The 21,089-nt window shown below is 67.9% G+C and carries 16 protein-coding genes and 1 pseudogene; 7 read left to right on the top strand and 10 right to left on the bottom strand.

The features are described 5' to 3' along the window. Positions 1-2 precede the first annotated feature (2 nt). A pseudogene (locus FHX80_RS29955) lies at positions 3-808 on the top strand (transposase); the annotation flags it as partial. 152 nt (positions 809-960) lie between these two features. Here the strand turns inward: FHX80_RS29955 and FHX80_RS29960 are convergent. Continuing rightward, the gene (locus FHX80_RS29960) at positions 961-1,380 is read right to left on the bottom strand and encodes an FKBP-type peptidyl-prolyl cis-trans isomerase (RefSeq protein WP_145767622.1); all 420 of its coding nucleotides are present in this window, start codon (positions 1,378-1,380) and stop codon (positions 961-963) included. Positions 1,381-2,216: 836 nt separating this feature from the next. Continuing rightward, positions 2,217-3,587 (bottom strand): DEAD/DEAH box helicase, encoded by a 1,371-nt coding sequence (locus FHX80_RS29965; RefSeq protein WP_145767623.1) that lies wholly within the window; start codon positions 3,585-3,587, stop codon positions 2,217-2,219. A gap of 635 nt (positions 3,588-4,222) precedes the next feature. On the opposite strand from FHX80_RS29965, the gene FHX80_RS29970 reads away from it, so the two are divergent. Both FHX80_RS29970 and FHX80_RS29980 read left to right on the top strand, forming a co-directional pair. Continuing rightward, the gene (locus tag FHX80_RS29970; protein WP_145767624.1) at positions 4,223-5,071 is read left to right on the top strand and encodes an IS5 family transposase; all 849 of its coding nucleotides are present in this window, start codon (positions 4,223-4,225) and stop codon (positions 5,069-5,071) included. Positions 5,072-5,538: 467 nt separating this feature from the next. Continuing rightward, positions 5,539-6,144 (top strand): cation:proton antiporter, encoded by a 606-nt coding sequence (locus FHX80_RS29980; RefSeq protein ID WP_167523773.1) that lies wholly within the window; start codon positions 5,539-5,541, stop codon positions 6,142-6,144. 354 nt (positions 6,145-6,498) lie between these two features. On the opposite strand, the gene FHX80_RS34920 is transcribed toward FHX80_RS29980, so the two are convergent. Continuing rightward, positions 6,499-6,663 (bottom strand): hypothetical protein, encoded by a 165-nt coding sequence (locus FHX80_RS34920; RefSeq protein WP_167523774.1) that lies wholly within the window; start codon positions 6,661-6,663, stop codon positions 6,499-6,501. Positions 6,664-6,686: 23 nt separating this feature from the next. On the opposite strand from FHX80_RS34920, the gene FHX80_RS29985 reads away from it, so the two are divergent. After that, positions 6,687-7,292: a class I SAM-dependent methyltransferase gene (locus tag FHX80_RS29985; protein ID WP_145767626.1), complete on the top strand. Its 606-nt coding sequence runs from the start codon at positions 6,687-6,689 to the stop codon at positions 7,290-7,292. A 656-nt stretch (positions 7,293-7,948) separates the two neighbouring features. Here FHX80_RS29985 and FHX80_RS29990 read toward each other — a convergent pair. From FHX80_RS29990 to FHX80_RS30015, 5 genes are read right to left on the bottom strand one after another with little or no spacing between them, the layout of a single operon-like run. Next, positions 7,949-8,395: a hypothetical protein gene (locus tag FHX80_RS29990; RefSeq protein ID WP_145767627.1), complete on the bottom strand. Its 447-nt coding sequence runs from the start codon at positions 8,393-8,395 to the stop codon at positions 7,949-7,951. 16 nt (positions 8,396-8,411) lie between these two features. Then, a complete protein-coding gene (locus FHX80_RS35280; protein ID WP_208764833.1) occupies positions 8,412-9,494 on the bottom strand; it encodes a hypothetical protein in 1,083 nt (360 codons plus the stop codon). Next, positions 9,491-11,494 carry a hypothetical protein gene (locus FHX80_RS30005; RefSeq protein ID WP_145767628.1) on the bottom strand — a complete coding sequence of 668 codons (2,004 nt, stop codon included), beginning with the start codon at positions 11,492-11,494 and terminating at the stop codon, positions 9,491-9,493. The genes FHX80_RS35280 and FHX80_RS30005 overlap by 4 nt, the downstream gene beginning before the upstream one ends. Then, positions 11,491-12,246: a toll/interleukin-1 receptor domain-containing protein gene (locus tag FHX80_RS30010; protein WP_145767629.1), complete on the bottom strand. Its 756-nt coding sequence runs from the start codon at positions 12,244-12,246 to the stop codon at positions 11,491-11,493. The genes FHX80_RS30005 and FHX80_RS30010 overlap by 4 nt, the downstream gene beginning before the upstream one ends. A gap of 14 nt (positions 12,247-12,260) precedes the next feature. After that, entirely contained in the window at positions 12,261-13,550 is a 1,290-nt protein-coding gene (locus FHX80_RS30015; RefSeq protein WP_145767630.1) for a helix-turn-helix domain-containing protein, read from the bottom strand. A gap of 748 nt (positions 13,551-14,298) precedes the next feature. On the opposite strand from FHX80_RS30015, the gene FHX80_RS30020 reads away from it, so the two are divergent. Then, a complete protein-coding gene (locus FHX80_RS30020) occupies positions 14,299-16,344 on the top strand; it encodes a galactose-binding domain-containing protein (protein ID WP_145767631.1) in 2,046 nt (681 codons plus the stop codon). Here FHX80_RS30020 and FHX80_RS30025 read toward each other — a convergent pair. Next, a complete protein-coding gene (locus tag FHX80_RS30025; protein WP_145767632.1) occupies positions 16,316-16,939 on the bottom strand; it encodes a TetR/AcrR family transcriptional regulator in 624 nt (207 codons plus the stop codon). The genes FHX80_RS30020 and FHX80_RS30025 overlap by 29 nt on opposite strands. A gap of 427 nt (positions 16,940-17,366) precedes the next feature. Here FHX80_RS30025 and FHX80_RS30030 point away from each other — a divergent pair, with 427 nt between their 5' ends. Both FHX80_RS30030 and asnB read left to right on the top strand, forming a co-directional pair. Beyond that, positions 17,367-18,116, top strand: a complete 750-nt coding sequence (locus FHX80_RS30030; RefSeq protein ID WP_145767633.1) for a dienelactone hydrolase family protein — start codon at positions 17,367-17,369, stop codon at positions 18,114-18,116. A 361-nt stretch (positions 18,117-18,477) separates the two neighbouring features. Next, the gene (gene asnB / locus FHX80_RS30035; protein ID WP_145767634.1) at positions 18,478-20,319 is read left to right on the top strand and encodes an asparagine synthase (glutamine-hydrolyzing); all 1,842 of its coding nucleotides are present in this window, start codon (positions 18,478-18,480) and stop codon (positions 20,317-20,319) included. A gap of 124 nt (positions 20,320-20,443) precedes the next feature. Here asnB and FHX80_RS30040 read toward each other — a convergent pair whose 3' ends face one another. Continuing rightward, the gene (locus tag FHX80_RS30040) at positions 20,444-20,860 is read right to left on the bottom strand and encodes a Fur family transcriptional regulator (protein WP_145767635.1); all 417 of its coding nucleotides are present in this window, start codon (positions 20,858-20,860) and stop codon (positions 20,444-20,446) included. Positions 20,861-21,089 lie beyond the last annotated feature (229 nt).

The raw sequence follows: 21,089 nt of genomic DNA on the forward strand, positions 1-21,089 counted from the left end.
CTCGGCGTGGCCACGGTGCTCTGTACGCAGCCCTGGAGCGGGGCTGGGCCGAGCCGACGAGGCTGCGTCGCGCGGCTGACCGGCCTTGCCGGTGCCCAGAGCCGCCGACGGGCGGATCGTACTGGCCGTGGATGTGTCCAACTGGCTCCGCCCCGACGCTCCCACCCGCGACGAGAGACTGTTCTGCCACGTCTACGGACGCGGTGACCGCAAGACCGACCAGTTCATCCCCGGCTGGCAGTATTCTTTCGTCGCCGACCTGGAGACGGGCCGCACCTCCTGGTGTGCTCTGCTGGACGCCGTGCGTCCGGGCCCCGCGGACGACGCCACGCTCGTCACCGTCGCCCAGCACCGCGAGGTGGTGGGCCGGCTGATCGCCGCCGGACACTGGAATCCGGGCGATCCGAAGATCTTGATCGTGATGGACTCCGGCTACGACGTCGCCTGCCTCTCCCACGCCCTGGCTGATCTTCCCGTCGTCCTTGTCGGGCGTCTTTGCTCGGACCGGGTCATGCTCCGCGACCCTGGACCCGCCCGGTCGGGCCGCAAGGGCGGACGGCCCCGTCGGCACGGCGGCGTCCTCGCCTTCGCCCGGCCCGAGACCTGGCACGAACCCGACGTCATCACCGCCACCGACACCACCCGCTACGGCAAAGCGGCCACAAAGGCTTGGGACCGGATGCACCCCCGGCTTCCCCACCGTGGTTCCTGGCTGGAACACGCAAAGGAAGAACTCCCCGTTGCCCACGGCACGTTGGTGCGGCGGGAAGTCGAGCGACTGCCGGACGACCGCTTCGTGACGCCCGTTCGACGCTGCTTCTGAGCGAATCCGGGAACAGGGGCACTCTTGACGGACCGTCATCTCGCCCGCCATGGGCTGAGGAGGTGTCTGTCGATGCGCGCATCTGTCCTTGCGTGACAGTGACAGGGGTGCCCCGGCCTTTCAGGAGCGCCAGAGGTTCAGGCCGAGCCGGTCAAAGCCGGGCTCGCTCCGGCGGGCCCGCCCACGACCGTGAGCAGGTCCACGACGAAGATCAGCGTCGAGCCCGCCGGGATCAATGGAGAGGGTGACTGCCTGCCGTAACCGAGACGCGGGGGAACGATGATCTCGCGCCGGCCGCCGACCTTCATTCCCCTCACTCCCCGGTCCCAGCCCTTGATGACCCTGCCACCGCCCACGGCGAACTTGAAGGGCTGGTCCCGTTCCCAGGAGGAGTCGAACTCCCTTCCGGACGCGAACGTGACCCCTACATAGTGAACCTGGACGACCCTGCCCGGCCGCGCCTCGGGTCCGTCCCCAACCACGAGGTCCCGGATCGTCAGCTCGGTGGGCGGCTCACCCTCCAGAACCTCAACTTTGGGCTTCGTCAGTTCGCTCATCACGGTCCCATCGCTCGCCGCTGGATCCCCCGCACCGGTCGGCCGGGCACATGGACATTCCATGCGGCAGGCGATCACGCTACCGGCAATGCCCATGGCCCGACGCCCCGTGCCACGGAACACGGCTCTCGCATCCGAGGGATGTACCGGCGCGGGAGCCGGCCTCACACCCGTCGGCGTTGGGGGCGGGCGCCCCGGGCCAGAAGCGGGTCAAGGACCGGTCGGTGCGCGCCCAGGAGTGACCGCGTAAGCATTGGTCGGCTGGATGCCACAGCCGCTCGAGAGGCCATGCCACTCTCGTCGAGGTTTCCCGAGTGACCAAACGCCATGACATCACGCCTCCGAGCCTTATGCCGGTCCCTGGCATGGTGAAAGGTTTCCGATGACGCATCACGTGGAAGGTGCGATCGAGTACCTTGACCGATGTCTTAACGGAGGTTGGTGGACACGAATGTGGACAACACCGACCGTCAGGTGCGGCTGAGCATCCTCGGCTAGTGCGTCGCAGCGGTGGGACTGCAGGGGGAAGTCCGCCGGCCGCACCAACCCAGCAATGCGCGCAGTTGCCGTATGGGCGCGCGAAACCTGTCACGAGTTACGCCCCGTAGCCCTTAGCTGCGCAGCGGCCGACAGCCGAAGGAGAATTGGATCGACGACGCCACACCGGCTCCCGGGGTGCAGACCGTTGGCCCGCTGCACAGCCATGCCGGTGCCGACGTCCTCAAGGGCGTCTTGGCTGAAGTGCTCGCCCATGGCCGGCAGCAACCACTGACCCGGCGCTCGGACGGACGGCAGCCTCGGGGGCGCTCGACCCTCCTCCGGTACGTCAGCCCGGGTCAGCGGCCCTTGCGTACCCGGGCCGCCGCGCGTGCTTCCGCCGTCTTACGGGCGTCGGCCGTTCTGCGGGACTCCTTGGGGCGGCCCGGACGAGTGCCCATGCCACGGAAGGGGGCGTTGCCGCTGCCCTTCCCTTCGATCGGCGGGCGCTTCGCCCCGGTGATGGCGGTCAGCTTCTCCTCGCCGGAGCGCACCTGGGTGACAGTCGGCCGGATCCGGGCGTCGGTCATGATCCGGTTCACGTCTCGCCGCTGGTTCGGGGTGACCAGCGTGACCACGTTCCCGGATTCCCCGGCACGAGCCGTACGCCCACCACGGTGCAGGTAGTCCTTCGCGTCGGCCGGCGGATCGACGTTGACGACGAGGTCGAGCGCCTCGACGTGAATGCCGCGCGCTGCGACATTGGTGGCTACCAGCACGGTGATCTCGCCGTTCTTGAACTGCGCGAGTGTGTGCGCGCGCTGCGGCTGCGACTTCCCGCTGTGCAGAGCGCCGGCCCGTACGCCGCTGGCCCGCAGGTGCCGGGTGAACTGGTCCACGCCGGCCTTGGTGTCCAGGAACATCAGGACCCGGCTGTCCCGCGCGGCGATTTCGGTCGCGGTCGCGTACTTGTCGGCGGGGTGGACGTTCAGTACATGGTGTTCCATCGTGGCGACCGAGCCCGCCACACGGTCGAGCGAGGCGACTACCGGCTCATGCAGGTAGTTGCGCACCAACTGGTCGACATTGCGGTCGAGCGTGGCCGAGAACAGCAGCCGCTGTCCGTCGGGGCGGACCTGGTCCAGGATTTCCGAGACCTGTGGCAGGAACCCCAGATCGCACATCTGGTCCGCCTCGTCCAGCACTGTGATCCGCACCTGCTGCAGATCGCAGAACCGACGCGATACCAGGTCGGCGAGCCGCCCCGGCGTCGCAACGACCACTTCGGCGCCGGTCCGCAGCAGCGCCGCCTGCCGGTTGATGGCCAGCCCGCCGACCACCGTCGCCAGCCGTACGTTCAGCGCCTGCGCGTACGGGGTCAGCGCGTCGCTCACCTGCTGCGCGAGCTCCCGGGTCGGGACCAGGGCCAGTGCGAGCGGCCGCTTCGACTCCGCTTGCATACCTGCCGTCCGAGTCAGCAGCGCGAGTCCGAAGGCAAGCGTCTTGCCGGAGCCGGTTCGCGCACGGCCGAGGACATCACGGCCGGCCAGCGCGTTGGGCAGGGTCGCCGCCTGGATCGGGAAGGGCTCTGTCACGCCGAGTCCGGTCATCGTCGCCGTAAGTTCCGGCGGCAGTCCGAGTGCGTCGAAGGACTCAACCGGCGGCAGGCCAGGGGCAGCCATCTGCGGGGTTGTGAGTTCGCCCTTCGGGGCCGGCGGCTTCGCGTTCATCGGGCACCTTCCTCGGTCTGGCGCCCGGAACGCGCCGGGGCCCGTACCCCACGGCACGGGCCCCAACAGTTTCGAAGCGTGTCCTTATTTTACCAGCGAGGGCCCCGGCACACTCCGGTCCCGTCGGCACGCCCGCTGCCGTCGCCGCCCTCGGCCAGGGACAGCGCTCGCACCGGACCCGACCTGCGAGGGACCGACGGTCGAGCACTGTGCTGTCGTCGCACTCGGCACGCCCTTGAGTTACGGCGGGTACGAGGCCGACTATCTAGCCGACGCCCGACCCCGACCCCGACCCCGACGGCCACGGCCACGGCCACGGTCGCATGATCAGCATGCTCAGGCGGACTTGTCTCCATCGGGTCGCTGGTGTGTGGGGCTTGCGGGGAAAGACCGCCGGTAGTTGAGCGTTCATCTGTGTGTGGGTGCTGGGCTTTGCCCCGCTACGTGGACATGGGCGCTCTTCCTCGCGTCCGGCTGCTTCTGGGCCTTCGGGCAGGGGGCCGGCCCTGTCTGTCGTGTGCTTCCGCCTCTGAGAGGGCGGTTCGTGAGGCTTTGAGCTGTTCTGTCATCGCCTGATGGTGTGGGTGCGGGCCGAATCCGCTGGCCTGCAGCCGATGGTCTGTTGGGGTGGTGGGGTGAGTGAACGCAAGCTGTACCCGAGCGACTTATCGGACGAGCAGTGGTCGTTGATCGAGCCGGTGATCACCGCGTGGAAGGACCGGCATCGCTCGGTCAGCGGCCACCAGGGCGCCTATGCCATGCGGGAGATCGTGAACGCGATCCTCTACCAGAGTCGGACCGGCTGCCAGTGGGCCTACCTCCCGCACGACCTGCCGCCCAAGAGCGCGACGTACTACTACTTCGCCGGGTGGCGGGACGACGGGACCGACCGGGTCGTCCATGAACTCCTGCGCTGCCAGGTCCGTGAACGGGCCCGCCGATTAGAGGACCCGACCCTGGTGGTGCTGGACACCCAGAGTGTCCACGTCTCTGCCGGGGTCCCCGCCTCCACGACCGGCCGGGACGCAGCGAAACGCGTGCCGGGCCGCAAGCGGGGCCTGGCCGTGGACGTGCTCGGTCTGGTCATTGCCGTCAACGTCCTCGCCGCGAGCGCGCACGACAACGCGGCGGGCATCGCCCTGCTCAACCATGTCGCCCAGAACGCCGGCGGAACCGTCCGCAAGGCACTGGTCGACCAGGGCTTCAAGAACCAGGTCGTCGCCCACGGCACCCGCCTCGGCATCGACGTCGAGATCATCGAACGCAACCCGCAGGACAAGGGGTTCGTCCCGCAACCGAAGCGGTGGGTCGTCGAACAGACCTACGGGATCTTGATACTGCACCGGCGCCTGGTCCGCGACTACGAGCACCGCCCGTCCTCGTCCGTCTCCCGCGTCTACTGGGCCATGACCCATGTCATGGCCCGCCGTCTCACCGACGCGAACACCCCCACGTGGCGCGACCCGCAGACGGCGGCCGCGTGAACATCCAGCCCCTGCTCGAGGCACTCAACATCCAGGAGGACGCCGCCCGGGCCTTGGCCGACGACCTCCGCACGCAGATCGGCAAACTGCAGACCCGCCTACGGGAGGCCGAAACCCATCTCGAGCACCTCGCGATCACTCGGAAGACCGTCACCGGCCGAAGGCACCCGGGCCAAGCTGAAACGCCTGGTCAAGCTGGGCATCCTCACCGAAGCCGACACTGGCATCTTCACCAGGAAGCAGTAGCCGACACCAGCAGCCTTGGCCCAGCCCCGCCCAGAAGCGGACATCAACCCACGAACCTCCTTTCGGGATCTGTTCTCGGAGTGCAAGGGCATCGGCAGGGGAGGACGGGCTCGAGTACAGCCTCCTGCCGAGGGCTGCTTGAACCGAGGAGGGCTTTGCGCTGATCGCCCGGATGGGTGCGAGGTCGTGCTTCACAATGTCTCCCTGTGACGAGCACCTGGATGACCACGGCCATTGCGATTGTCGGCACGCTGCTGGGCAGCGCACTGACGGCGTTTGTAACCGCTCGGACTGAGCGGCGGAAGAATGAGGCTCTGGAGCGGCAGCAGATACGCCAAGAGGCCGCACAAGATCGCACTGCGCTTCGTGAGTTGCGGGTTGAGCACCAGAAGTGGCGCCGGGACCGCCGCCAAGCTGCTTACAAAACCTTGATGGATGCAGCTCATGAAGCGCAGGGGGCTATCTGGCAACTGTCACGGCTGACCCTGGAGCCCTATGACCAGCATCGTTATGACACATGGCGTGGTGCAGCCATCGATGCGGTACGGGCAACTCGGCAGGCTGCCAACACGGTTGAGCTCGAAGGACCCGCTGCTGTGGCGCAGGCCGGCGCCGAGTACGCAGAAGCCATCGATCAGCACATCCACCCGCCCATTCAATACCTGATGGAACTGAGCAGGGGGCCGCTGACTGGTGAGCAGAAGGATCGCTATCGCTCCTCAGCTGCGGAAACGGGCCTTTACGTGGACGACATGCAGCGGCGCTTTGTTCCTCTCGCGCGTGCGGCCCTCGACGAGTTGATGGACGAGGCCGACCAGCGGACGTAAGCCTTGCCCCAGCCTCACCCAGAAGCGGACATCAACTCACGAACCTCCCTCTGAGCCGTAGCCGAGGGCGTCACGGTTGATGAAAAGGTCGCCAAGTTCGCGAATGGGTGGGGAGCGGGTGATGGCTTCGATGCGGCCTTGGTCGTGGGTGAATTCGTTGGCGGCTTCTTCGCTGCTGGGGGTCGCATGGTCTGCGTCTTTCGACCCACTGGCGCGGTCGGGCGTAGCACTGGGCCTTGGTTCCTTGGGTGAGGGGGCGCCCTGGGCGGCAGGCAGGCAGGCAGGTGCGGCCACCCAGGGGTGAGGGTTCAGAGGTAGGTTCCGGGCTCACCTCGGTGGACGGAGTTTTCAGGGTCAGCCGGCAGCGGCCATGCGTCGTACCCGGAGGATCAGCCGCTCGGTGCGGTACTCGCCGCACCTGGCGACCTCGTTGTACTTCAGGCCGCCAGACTTCGACTGGAAAGACTGCAGGATGTGGCCTTCAGCGCTGTGGGTCCAGCCACTTCTTCGTGTAGTCACACGGACGCCCTATGGTTGTCCTTATGAGTCGCTGGACGGATTTGGCCGGGAAAGCGTCCGGGGAGAACTACGCCGCACGATTCGCGACCCTCGCCCGTAGTGGCAAGAACATGCATGGTGAGGCGCGGTTCTGTGCAGCTCTCGTGCCTGTCGGAGCGCGGGTGCTCGACGCCGGGTGTGGTACCGGACGCGTCATGATCCGGCTCGCGGAACTCGGGTACGACTGTGTCGGGGTGGATCTTGATGCGTCGATGCTGGCAGTGGCGCGCAAACAGTCGCCTGGACTGCCCTGGTTCCAGCTCGATCTGGCCGAGTTCGAGCCCGCCCTTCTCGGCATTGCGGGAGGCTTCGACCTTGTCGTTGCTGCGGGCAATATTTTCCCGTTGCTCGCCCCTGGCACCGAGAGCACGGTGGTTGAGCACCTGTCCGCGGCACTGCGTCCGGGCGGCCTGCTGGTCGCCGGCTTCGGCCTGGACGCAGCCCACCTGCCGGTGCCGCCCAACCTCACACTGTCGGACTATGACGACTGCTGCGCCGCGGCCGGCCTCACACTCGTCGACCGGTTCGCCACCTGGGATGCCGACCCTTACGACGGCGGCGGTTATGCCGTCAGTGTCCACCGTCGGTGAGGGCGTACCGGAGGTCTTGATCACCGCGTCCACCAGGCAGGCCGGGGACGACTCAGCACAGTCCGTGGGCGGCTCCCTTGCGGCAACCAGTCTCTGCGGCGGTCATCCCCCGATGGTGTGGGGTGTGCGGCGGCTACCGTGGCGGTTGCCTTAACGGAGTTTGGTGGATACAAACGTCGACAATACGGACCGTCAGGTGCGGCTGAGCTTCATCGGTTAGTGGGTCGCTTCGGTGGGACTGAAGAGGGGAAGCCCCGGCCACACCAACTGAGTGGCGCGCAGAGTCCGCCCGTCGGCCCGCAGACTACTGAGCTTCGCTCCACTCGGGAGCAGGGGAAACTCCCTCTGCGTCGTTCCGCTGCTCCCGATGACGCATCATGTGGAGCGCGTGGTGATCCTCGAATTGATCGCAAAGGGTTCCTGGCCTACGGATTTGAGAGCGTCGTTGGTCTGCTGAACCTTTTTCGAGACAGGAAACGGGTTGGGTGCATGGCGTGCCGGCGCAGGCGGTCTGACCCGCAGTTGCCATCGCAAGAGCGGAGTGGTGTCGGGCGGGGGCGTCAGAGTACCGGCGAGGATCTTGACGCTCAATGCGCAGGCCGCGACACGGGCCAGTGCCTCTGCCTGGCGTGCTGGGACTTGTCGCCAAACACATCTCAGTCCTGCACGGGGAGGCCGGGGTCATGGACATGGAAGGTGAGTCCGGTGATTCGGCCTGACTGGATGACCGGGCCGTGCTGAACTCCGCCGTTGATGGCGTTGTGCACGGGTACCGGACGGGCCGCTGACGTGTTGCCCAACTGCTGGAGAGAGGTCAGCACGTCATGCAGGTCGTCCCTGGTGACAGAGGCCGTCTGCAGAAGCCTGTAGAGGTCGGCGTGCCATCGGTCCGTGATCTCACGGGCGGCTTGCGCGTCGCCTACGTCGGTGGCGAGCAGCGTGGCCCGTGCGGCGTCGAGGTCGGCGAACGTGGTGCTGCCCGCACCAGCACGTGAGAAGAGCCGTCCGACGAGCTCACGCGCCTGGGTCCAGGAGTCGGTGACCATGAGCGAGACCAACGTGGTCGCTCCTGACGCGGCGAGAGCGGCGAACTCGGTTTCCATTGTTCCTCCCTTTGGGTCAGATCCCGGATGCCGGCCGGGTTGCGCCGCCGGTGCTGTCCGGCGGCTCGCCGTCGTCCGGGGCGAAGGCCGCCGGCGGGTCGAACCGGCGCACGAGGTCGTCAGCCGTCTCATGCTGCTCCTGGTCCCTGATGGCGTCCGCGATCTGTTTGGCCAGCAACCGCCGTTGGGTGTCCCCGTCCTCAAGGCCCAGGGCGTTCAGCGCGTCCGCGAGGTGGTCCGCGGCCGTCGGTGCCCGCTCGGAGGCGGCCGCCTGCCGTTCCGAGAGTTCCTCGCTGTCCTGTTCCCCCCGCGGCTGAGGGATGAGGTCTCGCAACCGTTCGGGAACATCGGTGTCGTTGGCCGCCGACGTGAGCCGGGCGAGCATGCCGAGATCCTCCACGGTCCTCCCCACCTGCTCGTCGTTCTTGGCGAGCCACCAGACGACAGCGCTGCCGGTGTCCTTGAGTACGTCTTCGCCCAGGTACTTGCGCTTGCTCTGCTCGTACTTCCGCCGGTGCTCCCAGACCGCCTGGTCCTTGCGCACCCCGGCGAGGCTGTCCAGCCGTTCCTGGTCGTGCTCGTGCAGGGTGAGCCGCACATCCTCCGCCATGGCCTGGAGCTGACCCGTGCTGTCGGGAAGCAGCGAGCTGAGCACACCGTTCAGCTCGTGCTGGACGAGTGAAACCCGGCCCGGCTCCCGCTGTTCGGTGATTGCTCGGGCACGGTCGAGCACGGCTTCGACGGCGAGACCCGCCGGGTTCAGCATGCGGCCGTGACCGGACGCGATGAGGGCGTCCCAGCGAACGGTCGCGGAGATCAGGAAGTCGTAGTCGTTCCATTGACTGGGCAGTGCCACACGGCTGACGTGGTGTTCGGTTCGGTCGATGGGAGCAGCGGTGAGATGTTCCTCGAAGGCGACCGAGACGGAGCTGCGGCGCAGCGCGGCGACTCTGAAGGCCAGGACAGGGGCCGCGACGAGGAGCACCGACAGGGTCGCCCATGCCCACATGGGCCACTGTTCCGTCACGCCGAGGGTGGTCAGCACCAGACCGCACAGGATGGTGAGGAAGACGGTTGTCGACTTGCATCCGGTGGTCACAGCACGGTCCCCCTGGGTGATGCCGCCTGCGGCGGCGTGATCGGTCGGCTGAAGCCCTGAGCTGAGCAGATCTTCTGAAACAGCAGGTCGGTGGTGAGTGCGGCGCGCGAGGATCCGCCGGGCGCGGTGCGTTCGGCGTCGCGGGCACTCGCGTACAGCGCGGCGAAGGCCGCACCGCGCCGGCCCTCGCACCGGTCGGCGGCGCCGACGAGGAGGTCGAGCAGCAAGCCGCCTTTGTCTCCGGCATCAACCGACGCGTGGAGCCAGCGTTCTGTATACGGTTGCCATGTCGGCCGAGGCAGCTTGTTGAGTACGGCACGCCAGCAGGTGATCACGGAAGACTGCACGCTCTCCTCCTCCGCCAGCGCACGCCCGTTGTCATACGGGTCGGTCAGCGCCTCGGCGACGCCGACCCGCAGGAAGATGCCGAGGTCGGCCTGTGAGGGTTCGCAGCGTGCCAGGCGATGGAGCAATCTACGGCGCAGTCGGTGGCTCGACTGCACCATGTCACTCAGCGCTTGCATGGCGTCGGCGGTGCCGTCGTCGCGGCGCGCCAGGTAGTACAGCCGGAGCATGGCTTGGTCAGGGTGGTCGGCTGCGATGACATCGGCACAGACCTGGACCAGGACCCGGGCGAACTCTCCCTTGAGCTGCTTGTTGGCGCACCACTGGTAGATCCAGCCGCGGAAGGTCCTTGCGTGTGCGGGATCACCAAGACCGCAGGTGAGCGCCTGGACGGCGGCCTCCAGCCCGGCCCTGCTCGTGGCCGTCGAGCCCCAGTCTTCGGCCAGCGACGCCAATCCTTCCGCGCGACCGGTCCGCAGATACTCCCCTGCCAGCTTCGCCACGAGGCCGTCACGCAGTTCTTGGGTGATGCTCGGGCCGCTCAGGGCCACGATGCGCGCGGTCCACGTGCCGAGATGCTGACGCAGGTCGGGCATGTGGTCCCAGAAGTGGGTTCGGATCGTCGAGTCGTAGTCCAGGTCCCTGAACCGCACGTGACCGTCCGGTCCGGCACCGGCGGAGATTTCCCCCAGGCGCTCGGCGAGATCTTTGCGCTGGAGCAGCGGGAGATCGTCGGGTGGCGAACCGACGGTGCGCAGCAGGAGCTGAGCGGCGCGGTGGACGACGTCGGCGTGAGCGCCGTGGAGCATGGCGACGCTGATCAGCAGTGCCCGCTGAGAACTGTCACGTAGCGTGGCGACGAGGGTGGCGACCTCTTCCCGCCGGTCGGCCTGCGCCTTTCGGGCAGTTGCGCACCACTGCGTGAACTCCTCGCCCGACGCGGCAGCCTCGCGTGCCCGCCGTACCAGGTCGGCGAAGTCCGCGATCTCCCGCAGCGGCCGCTGCTCGTACAGGAACTCCGTGACCGTGGGGTCGGGGCGGAGATACTGCTCGGTCGGCACACCATGCATACGCAGGTGCCGCCGCAGGACCCACGCACGGCACGGCTGCAGGATTTCGACCCTGTATTGCTGGAGGTCGGATTCAAGGGTTCCGCCATGCGGCATGACGATCACGAGATGTGCGTGCTTCTCGTGTACGGCCTTGCGCAGCGCGGAGAGGTCGGCCCGGGAGGCGGCCCACCGGACAGTGTCGGCGGCCGACAGGTCCAGCAGCAGCCGGTCGCCCGCTCCGACCAGCTCCGGGTCCGCAAGAGGAAGTTCGCCCTCCTCGTCCGGCAGGAGTTCCCGGAAGGCGCCCATGTCCTTGTGATGTTCGCGCAGCAGTACCCGGGCCGCGCACGTCCGGCCGCTGCCGGGTACGCCGTCCAGGATCACGGTGCCGGTGTCAGCCAGTTCGGAGCGAGCCTTTCCCATGCCGGGCGGGGCGACCAGCACGCGCCGCAGCCACGCGAGCTGGTCGTCGGCGAAGCGTGTGAAGGAGGGTCTGCCCGAGCCCCGCTGGTCGGCGCCGATGGTGACGTACATGTCCCCGATGCCGTTGTGCAGAGGCCCGGTCGTGCCTGTGACCCACGTAGTGCCGCTGCGCGTGCTCACCGGCCGTCGTCCTCGCGCCCGTCGGGTTCACCGAACTGGTGCCGGATGTCGCCGTGGTGGTCGCCCTCGAAGTACGTCATCCCGCTGCCGGAGAAGTGCCGGCCGCCCGACTCATGGCGGGAGTTCTGGTAGATGTCGCCCTGACCCGTGTGGACGGGCCCGGTGGATCCTTTGACGACGGTGCTGCCGACGTCTCCGGTGAAGTCACGGCTCTGAACTGCGGTTCCGCTCACATCGCCGATCGAATTGGTCACGGAGTCCGGTGCGATCGACGAGGCGGTGTCCCGGTCCAGGTCGCGCAGGCAGGGAACCATGTCAGCCACCACGTCACCGAGACGTTTCAGTCCCGTCTCGGCGTCTTGTGTGCTGAACGGGACGGACTGGATCTCTGTGAGCCGGGCCAGTTCGCCAGGCAGGTCGCGCTCGTTCAGCCGGTCGGTCTTTCTGCCGTCCAGCACGGGGACGACGGGAAGCTCACAGGCGAACGCCTCCATGATCTCCTTGCGAACCCAGTCCTCGGGATCGCGCAGCCGGGACTGGAAGTTCGTCCAGTCCGGGCCGATGACGGCAAGGAGAACCGCGCTGCGACGCAGACGGCTCAGTAGTTCATCGGGATAGACCTGGCCAGGCGCGATGGACTTCGATGCGCGGAAGATCCGATCGCTGCCGAAGCGACGCGAAAGCTCCTGGTCGATCAAGGCGGCGGTCTTCTCGCCGTCCCCTGTGCGGTAGTTGATGAATACGTCGGTCATGTCGAAGCCTCTCTTCAGGAAGTGGGAGGGCGCGTCAAGGTGCCGAGCCGTGGAGCAAGCCGGCGTACGGCAGAGTGATTCGGATGCCGGGCCAGGAAGCGGGCGAGGCGCCGGAGGTCGATCGTGACGGTCGCGGACCGGACCGCGGCCACCCCGTCGAGGAGCGGCGCCGTCACCTCGCAGGCGTGGTCGATCTCGCCGTCCGATGCATAGGCCAACGCCCTGCGTACGCCGTAGCGCACCTGGGTGCGGACTGCGTCCCTGGAGACTAGGGCGAGCTGTCGGTCCAGCTCCTCGGCGGCCTCCCGCGGGCGGCCGAGGTCGACCAGGCACCAGCCGGTCACCATGCCGACCGAGTCGGGCAGATGCATGCTGCCGATCACCGGCGTGTCAGCGCCGTCCTGGCGGGCAAGGAACGTCCGGGCGCGGTCCAGAGCACGCCGGCAGGCATCACTGTCGCCTGCCAGCGCGTGCCCTTGAGCCTCACGTTGTGCCGCCAGTCCGCGGATCCGTGGTGGCAGCGTGCCGCTCTGGGCCCGCTGCGCCAGGGCGACCGTCTGCGCCGCGTCGTCCTGATACAGCGTGATCAGGGCCCTGCGGACCAGCGCGTAGCCGCCCAGTGTGCGGTCGCCGCCGGCCGCTGCCAGATCCACCGCGCGCTGCGTCCACCACAGAGCCGCACGCTCGTCCCCTGTCTCCTGCATCAGCCAGCCCACGTATTCGGCATACCGGGAGCCGAGCGCCATCAGATCCCTGCGGGTGCCGTCGTCGGCGTGCGCGGACAGTTCCCGCAGCGTGTGGGTCTGGGCGATCAGACCGGGAAGCAGGAACCCGGGCTCGACGCTCTGCCCCAGACGCCGGTAATGCGTGAACAGGGAACGGGATGCCTCCAGCATGCCTTCCCCCGCGGACGGGGCGAGCGGGCCGGGGCCGCCCATGGGTAATCTCATCAACGAGGCGGCACCGGCCCCCACGGCCTGTCGCCGTCCCACGGGCTGGAACCAGCTCGGGCCGTCCGGTGACAACTGCATGGTCCATTCCTCCTCATTGATTCCGTCGGCCGTCTGTACAGGCGGCGTTTCGGTAGCGGGTCCGGTGGCCAGGGCGACAAGTGCTCCGTCGGCCCGGAGGACGGCGTCGCACAGTCGGACGAGATCGCGGCTGGGTGCCTTGATGCCTCGTTCGACCTTGCTCAGCTGCGCCTTGCTGTAGTGCACGGCGGCAGACAGTGCGGTGAGGCTGAGTCCGTTGTCCAGACGACGCTTCCTCAGCTCCTCGCCGAATCCGGTGGACGGCTGTGGCACGGGAACCTCCAGAACCGTCCGTCCGGGCAAAGACGGCCGCAGGCAAAGCGTGCGGCAGTCCCGGCCGGACGGACAAGGTGATCGGTGCTGTTTCCCGTTTCCTTCTCCGCAGGTGAGGGGCGTTACTCCCGTGAATTGGGGACCGTTCTCTTTTTTGGGGGGCGCGTCATGTGCCGCTCGTGCGCCCCTTCGTCGGGCGGTCGGACAGCCGCCTCCAAGCGGGGCCGACGTCACCAGCGGGCTATTGGCCGATCTGGTGTGCACCGGATCTCAAATGGGCCGTAGACGTAACGTGTTGTACGCACGCCGCGATCACGCGGCCCTCGATGCCACCCGCACCGACATCGGCCGACGCCCGCTTGCGCGAGGTGCCACTGCGTGAGTTCCAGGACCCCGCCCAGGCCTTGGCGTCTCTCGCCCGTAACCGAGATGCTCCGCCGTCGCGGCCTCCAACGTGCCCTCCAGAGGTACCCCTTGAGCAGGACCTTCCCAGATTCAGGCCATCAGACCGGGCCCGGCTGGCCAGCTGGCGGGCTGAGCTCCATTTCGTGGCTCATCCAGGGGCCGCCTCGGCCTCGACAGCGGGTCGCCCGAGAGGGTTGTTCTTTCAGCCGCATGAGCTGATGAGACGTCAAATAGGTCGCGCGACCCGGACTCTTGACTCGTTGTCAGGTTCGCGCCATCCTCGATGAGACCTACGCGCGAGTAAGTTAGCGCGCGCCCATCCCGGACAGCGAAGGTAGCCCGGATGACCCTCTTCCGTAGACGCGGACTATTTGCCGTAGTCGTCACCCTCCTGCTGGCTCTCGGCGTGGGCTCCCCGTCGGCCGTCGGCGCCGACGCCCCCTGGTGGGAGCCCACCGCGCGGCCCGCCGCCGATTCACAGATCAACGTCACCGGCGAACCCTTCCATGGCACGGACAGCCAGGGCCGGGTCCGTGGCTTCGTCGACGCGCACAATCACGTGATGTCCAACGAGGGCTTCGGCGGCCGCATCATCTGCGGCAAACCGTTCGCCGAAACGGGCATCGCCGACGCGCTCAAGGACTGCCCCGAGCACTATCCCGACGGCTCGCTCGCTCTCTTCGAGAACGTCACCGGCGGTTCGAACGGCCACCACGACCCGGTGGGCTGGCCGACGTTCAAGTCCTGGCCCGCTCACAACTCCCTGAGCCACCAGCAGAACTACTACGCGTGGCTGGAGCGTGCCTGGCGCGGCGGCCAGCGGATCCTGGTCAACGACCTGGTCACCAATGGGCTGTTGTGCTCGATCTACGTCAAGGACCGCGGCTGCAACGAGATGGATGCCATCCGTCTCGAAGCCCGTAAGACCTACGAGATGCAGGACTACGTCGACAAGATCTACGGCGGAGCGGGTAAGGGCTTCTTCCGTATCGTCACCGACTCCACCCAGGCCCGCCAGGTCGTCGCGGAGGGCAAGCTCGCCGTGGTGCTCGGCGTCGAGACCTCGGAGCCCTTCGGCTGCAAGCAGATCCTCGACGTCTCCCAGTGCAGCCGGGCCGACATCGACAGCGGTCTGGACGAGCTGTACAAGCTGGGTGTGCGCAGCATGTTCCTGTGCCACAAGTTCGACAATGCCCTGTGCGGGGTGCGGATGGACTCCGGCACCATCGGAACGGCCGTGAACATCGGCCAGTTCCTCTCCACCGGCACCTTCTGGAAGACGGAGAAGTGCAGCGGTCCGCAGCACGACAACCCCGCCGGTAACGTGGCCGCCCCGGCCGAGGTGACCAAACTGCTCCCCGCCGGCACCAAGGTGCCCACGTACGACAGCGGGGCGCAGTGCAACACCCGGGGGCTGACCCGCCTCGGCGAGTACGCGGTCAGGGGGCTGATGAAGCGCAACATGATGTTCGAGGCCGACCACATGAGCGTCAAGGCGGCCGGCCGCGCCCTGGATATGCTGGAGTCGGCGAACTACCCCGGCGTGCTCTCCAGCCACAGCTGGATGGACGACGGCTGGCTGGACCGCCTCTACCGCCTCGGCGGCTTCAAGGCCTCGTACATGTCCAGCGCCGACAGCTTTGCCAAGGAGTCCGCCGGGACCAAGGCGCTGCGCCAGAAGTATGGTGTCGGGCTCGGATACGGCACGGACATGAACGGTGTCGGCGGCTGGCCGGGACCGGTCGGACCCGACGCACCCAACGCGGTCAAGTACCCCTTCCGCAGCGCCGACGGCGGCTCGGTCATCGACCGTCAGCAAACCGGTGAACGCACCTGGGACTTCAACACCGACGGTGCGGCCCAGGTCGGCATGGTGCCCGACTGGATCGAGCAGATCCGGCTCAGCGGCGGCCAGGACACCGTGCAGGACCTGCTCGGTGGCGCGGAGTCCTACCTCCGCACCTGGAAGGCGACCGAACTCCACAAGCCCGCACCCAACCTCGCCGCCGGTGCCGCGGCGAGCGCCGGCGAGACTGAGTGGAACCCGTTCACCAGCTACGCCGCCGGGAAGGCCGTGGACGGCGACACCGACACGCGATGGGCGAGCGGCTGGTCGGACGACCAGTGGCTAAAGCTCGATCTGGGCAGCTCCCGTACGGTCGGCAAGGTCTTCCTGGACTGGGAACAGGCCTATGCACGCGCCTACCGGATCGAGGTCTCGGACGACGGGACCACGTGGCGGACGGTGTGGTCCACGGCCGACGGGGACGGAGGCCTGGACAACGCGGTGTTCAGCCCGGTGCAGGCGCGGTACGTCCGTATCCACGGCGTGACGCGGGCCACCAAGTACGGCTACTCGATCAACGAGGCAGCGGTGTACAGCCGCTGAGCCGGTCCCGCACCAACGTCAGGATCTGGTCCGCGACGATGTCCAGCACGTCGCCCGCCTTCTCCTCGTCGCCCAGCACGAGGAAGTTGAGGGTGAGCCCGTCGGTCAGCGCGGCCAGATACCTGGCGGCCGCGGGCTCGGGCACCGTCAGCTCCACGCCGAGGACGGCGGGGAGCTGACGGATCACCTTGGTGTGTGCCGCGAGATAGCGCTCGTACTGCCGCCGGGCGAGATGCTCGTAGCCGGGCTCCCGCAGGGCGTACTGGGTGAGTTCGTACGTCAGCATGTGCTCGCCGGGATTGGCCAGCACATGGTCCCAGTACGCCTGGAGTCCGGCGCGGACCGTCTCGCGCAGGCTGGGCCTGCGGATGAGCGTGGTGAGCACATCCGACTCGGAGTGCTCGGAGATGGTGTCCATCACCGCTTCGAGCAGCTCCTGCTTGGAGTCGAAGCAGTAGTGGAAAACGCTCAGTGAGACACCCGCCTCCGCCACGACGGACCGCGTCGTGGTCTTCGCGACGCCGTCGCGGGCCATCACCCGGATCGCAGCCTCGACCAGTTGCCTGCGCCGCTGCGCCGACGGCATCCGCCCCATGGCTCCTCCTCTGACCGGCGCAAGCATACGCTGCGGGGGGTGCGGGGCAGCGGGCTGCTGTGACGGCCGCCCGTGACGTCGCCGCCGCGTCATCACGGAAGCCCTGTCCAGCGCGAACCGGGACTGACGTGGCGGGGTTCGCCCGAGGAGCCGATGCCGAGGAGAGCGGTGAGGGAGGCGGCGTTGTCGCAGGCGGCGGCGCCGGTGGTGGTGGGGGAGGGGACCAGGTGGCGCCCGCTTCGAGCGGCGCGTGCACAGTGCTGTCGGGGCAGGTCGCGGTCGGCCGTTTGGCGGTGGGCGGGTTGACCATGACTGCTACGGTTTGTACCTTTGCCCGGTGATCTCAGGCCATCGCCGGGTCGATCTCGGGCTGACCTCAACTCCGCACACCGACCACGCACTTGCAGCAGCCCGAGGAAGGAAGAACTTGCCCGTCAAGACACTGCAGATTCCCACCGCGGACGGCCGGGCCGACGCTTTCGCCGCCTTCCCCGACAGCGGCGAGCGGCACCCGGGAGTGCTGCTGTACATGGACGCCTTCGGCGTGCGCCCCGTGCTGAGGGAGATGGCCGGCGAACTGGCCGCGCACGGGTACTACGTGCTCGTCCCCAACCTCTTCTACCGGCACGGCCCGGCGCCGGTGATCGAACTTCCCGAGCACATCGGAGAGGAGACCCGGCCCGCGCTCTTCGCCCAGTTGATGCCCCTGATCCAGGCACACACCACCGAACGCGCCCTGCGTGACGCCGACGCCTACCTCAGGTTCCTCACCGCCCAGCCCGAGGTCAGCGCCGGACCGGTCGCCGCGATCGGCTACTGCATGGGCGGCGTCCTGGCGATGCGCACCGCCGCGGCCCACCCCGACCAGGTGGCCGCCGTCGCCGGATTCCACCCGGGCCCCCTGGTCACCGACGCGGCCGACAGCCCGCACCGCCTCTTCCCCGATGTCACCGCCCAGGTCCACCTCGGGCTCGCCGAAGGCGACATGTCGTCCGAGACCATGAGCCGGCTCGACCAGGCCCTGGATGCCGCAGGGGTCAGTCACACCTCCGAGATCTACCCCGGCACCTTCCACGGCTTCACGATGTCCGACACCGCCGCCTTCGCCCCAGCCGCACTGCAGCGCCACTGGGACCGTCTGCTCCCGCTCCTCGCCCACACCCTGACCAACAGTTGAGGGTCCGGCTCGGAGACCTGGAAGGAGCGCCCCGTGAGGCGGCGGAGCGGTTCGCGACATTGAGTAAGTCTTTGCCCATGGCCGGAACATGCCGATCCGTCTTGGTCCCGGTCCGTGGCCGGGCGGTCGGGGTGCGGCGCGCCCCGTGACGTCGCGGTCCCGCCGGACCCGGCGGGAGGCCGAAAGTGTGTGAGTGGCGGGCCCTGCGGTGTTACGGCCACGTTGACCGTATGCAAGGGCAGGACTCACCCTCGATACGTAACTGCTGAGTACACCTAGTTTGGCCGGCTGCGCAGCCCGCGAATCCGCTTTGAGGTGTGGTTCCGGTCCCCGGTCGACGACAGCACGCAGGAGGTAGCGCATGTGTGGCATCACCGGCTGGGTCTCCTTCGAACGCGACCTGCACAGCGAGTCCACGACGGTGGACGCGATGACGGAGACGATGTCGTGCCGTGGCCCCGACGACCGCGGCACGTGGATCAACGGTCCGGCCGCGCTCGGACACCGTCGACTGGCCATCATCGATCTGCCCGGCGGGCGCCAGCCGATGACGGCCGACACGCCGGAGGGAACAGTCGCTCTCGTCTACTCGGGGGAGACGTACAACTTCACCGAGCTGCGCCGTGAACTGGTCAAGCGCGGACACCGGTTCACCACGGACTCCGACACCGAAGTCGTGCTGCGCGGGTATCTGGAGTGGGGCGAAGCGGTTGCCGAGCGGCTCAACGGCATGTACGCGTTCGCCGTGTGGGACGGCCGCCACGACAAGCTCGTCATGATCCGCGACCGGATGGGCATCAAGCCCTTCTACTACTACGAGACCCCGGACGGCGTCCTGTTCGGCTCCGAACCCAAGGCGATCCTGGCCAACCCACTGGCCCGCGCCCGCGTCGGTCTCGACGGGCTGCGGGAACTCTTCGCGTTCGTCAAGACGCCCGGCCACGCCGTGTGGGAGGGGATGCACGAGGTCGAGCCCGGCACGGTCGTCACGGCCGACCGCAACGGTCTGCGCCGGCACGTCTACTGGCAGCTGGAGACCCGTCCGCACACGGACAGCAAGGACGACTCCATCGCCCATGTGCGGACGCTCCTCGACGACATCGTGCGGCGTCAGCTGGTCGCGGACGTGCCGCGGTGCACACTGCTCTCCGGCGGCCTCGACTCCTCCGCCATGACGGCGATCGCCGCCCGTCAACTGGCCCGGAACGGCGAGACGGTGCGCAGTTTCGCGGTCGACTTCGTGGGGCAGGCCGACAACTTCGTCGCCGACGAACTGCGTACCACCCCGGACACCCCGTACGTGCACGATGTCGCACTGGCCTCGGGCACCGACCATCGTGACATCGTGCTGGATTCGAACGCACTGGCCGACCCCGAGGTGCGGGCCAAAGTGATCCGGGCCAGGGACATCCCGATGGGCTTCGGCGACATGGACGCTTCGCTGTACCTTCTGTTCCGGTCCATCCGTGAGCACTCGACCGTCGCGTTGTCGGGGGAGTCGGCCGACGAGGTCTTCGGCGGGTACCTGCAGTTCTTCGACGAAGAGGCGAGGCGCGCCAACACCTTCCCCTGGCTCGTGCGCTTCGCCCAGCACTTCGGGGACGACTCCGATGTGCTGAGGCCCGATCTCTCGGCCGCCCTCGATCTCCCGTCATACATCCAGGACAGCTACGACACCGCGGTCGCCGGAATCCGACGCCTCGACGGCGAGAGCGACTTCGAGTTCAGGATGCGCAAGATCTGCCATCTGCACCTGACCCGCTTCGTGCGCGTCCTGCTCGACCGCAAGGACCGGGCGAGCATGGCGGTCGGTCTTGAAGTGCGCGTGCCGTTCTGCGACCACCGCCTTGTCGAGTATGTGTACAACACGCCCTGGTCCCTGAAGTCCTTCGACGGCAGGGAGAAGTCCCTGCTGCGCGAGGCGACGGCGGACGTGCTGCCGAAGTCCGTATACGACCGGGTCAAGAGCCCCTATCCCTCCACCCAGGACCCCAAGTACGCGATCGCCCTGCAGGGGCACGCCAAGGACCTGCTTGCGCGGCCTTCACATCCCGTCTTCGACCTCGTCGCCCGCGACCGGGTCGCGCGCGCGGCGCAGCACGACGCACCACAGATCACCCAGGTGTCCAGGCGCGGTCTGGAGCGCACTCTGGACCTGGCGCTGTGGCTCGATCTCTACAAGCCGGACATCTCGCTCTCCTGAGCAACCGCGGTGTACCGCCGGTGGCGACAGCGCAGTGACCGGGCGCAGCAGCTGTCGCGGTGCCGGTGAACGTAAGGAGGAACCTCCGGAGCACGGGTGCTCCGGAGGTTCCGGGCGGTCGGGTTCACCCGCCCACGCAGTCCGGGCACAGGCCCCGGTAGGTCATCTCGACCTCGGAGACGGTGAAGCCGAAGCGTTCGGAGGGCGGCAGCCCGGCCAGGGGGTCGACGTCGGGGTGGACGTCCCGGATGGCACCGCATTCGGAGCACACCAGGTGCTGGTGGGGGTGGTGTGCGTTCGGGTCGTAGCGCCTGGCCCGCCCGTCGGTGCCCACCTCGATCACCTCACCGAGGGAGACCAGTTCGCCGAGGGTGTTGTAGACGGTGGCGCGAGAGATCTCCGGCAGCAGGGCGGCGGCGCGTGCGAGTACCTCGTCCGCCGTGAAGTGGACGTGCTCTCCAGCGAGCACCTCGGCGACCACCCGGCGCTGAGCGGTCATTCGCCAGCCACGTCCACGAAGCCGTTCCAGCAGGTCACTCATGCCCACCAGCCTCACTGTGTGTCGTCTGACGAATGATTCGCGCAGACCTGCCTGTCGTATTGACTTGGACTAGGTCCATCGTAGGATCGGTTCCGGCTGCCAGCCAAGGGACAGGTCAACAGCAGGGGAAATGCGTGACTTCAGGAGACGGGTGCGCTCACGCCGGCATCCGGACCGTGAGCGTCTCGGTGCCGAGGCGATCGTCTCCGGGGTGCGGGTACGCGCAGGC

This window comes from Streptomyces brevispora, assembly GCF_007829885.1.
GTDB lineage: Bacteria > Actinomycetota > Actinomycetes > Streptomycetales > Streptomycetaceae > Streptomyces > Streptomyces brevispora.

What these genes read in the sequence shown, in the direction of transcription:
- FHX80_RS29960 (WP_145767622.1), bottom strand. Translation starts at nt 1,380, where the DNA reads ATGAGCGAACTGACGAAGCCCAAAGTTGAGGTTCTGGAGGGTGAGCCG.
- FHX80_RS29965 (WP_145767623.1), bottom strand. Translation starts at nt 3,587, where the DNA reads ATGAACGCGAAGCCGCCGGCCCCGAAGGGCGAACTCACAACCCCGCAG.
- FHX80_RS29980 (WP_167523773.1), top strand. Translation starts at nt 5,539, where the DNA reads ATGACCACGGCCATTGCGATTGTCGGCACGCTGCTGGGCAGCGCACTG.
- FHX80_RS29985 (WP_145767626.1), top strand. Translation starts at nt 6,687, where the DNA reads ATGAGTCGCTGGACGGATTTGGCCGGGAAAGCGTCCGGGGAGAACTAC.
- FHX80_RS29990 (WP_145767627.1), bottom strand. Translation starts at nt 8,395, where the DNA reads ATGGAAACCGAGTTCGCCGCTCTCGCCGCGTCAGGAGCGACCACGTTG.
- FHX80_RS30010 (WP_145767629.1), bottom strand. Translation starts at nt 12,246, where the DNA reads ATGACCGACGTATTCATCAACTACCGCACAGGGGACGGCGAGAAGACC.
- FHX80_RS30020 (WP_145767631.1), top strand. Translation starts at nt 14,299, where the DNA reads ATGACCCTCTTCCGTAGACGCGGACTATTTGCCGTAGTCGTCACCCTC.
- FHX80_RS30025 (WP_145767632.1), bottom strand. Translation starts at nt 16,939, where the DNA reads ATGGGGCGGATGCCGTCGGCGCAGCGGCGCAGGCAACTGGTCGAGGCT.
- asnB (WP_145767634.1), top strand. Translation starts at nt 18,478, where the DNA reads ATGTGTGGCATCACCGGCTGGGTCTCCTTCGAACGCGACCTGCACAGC.
- FHX80_RS30040 (WP_145767635.1), bottom strand. Translation starts at nt 20,860, where the DNA reads ATGAGTGACCTGCTGGAACGGCTTCGTGGACGTGGCTGGCGAATGACC.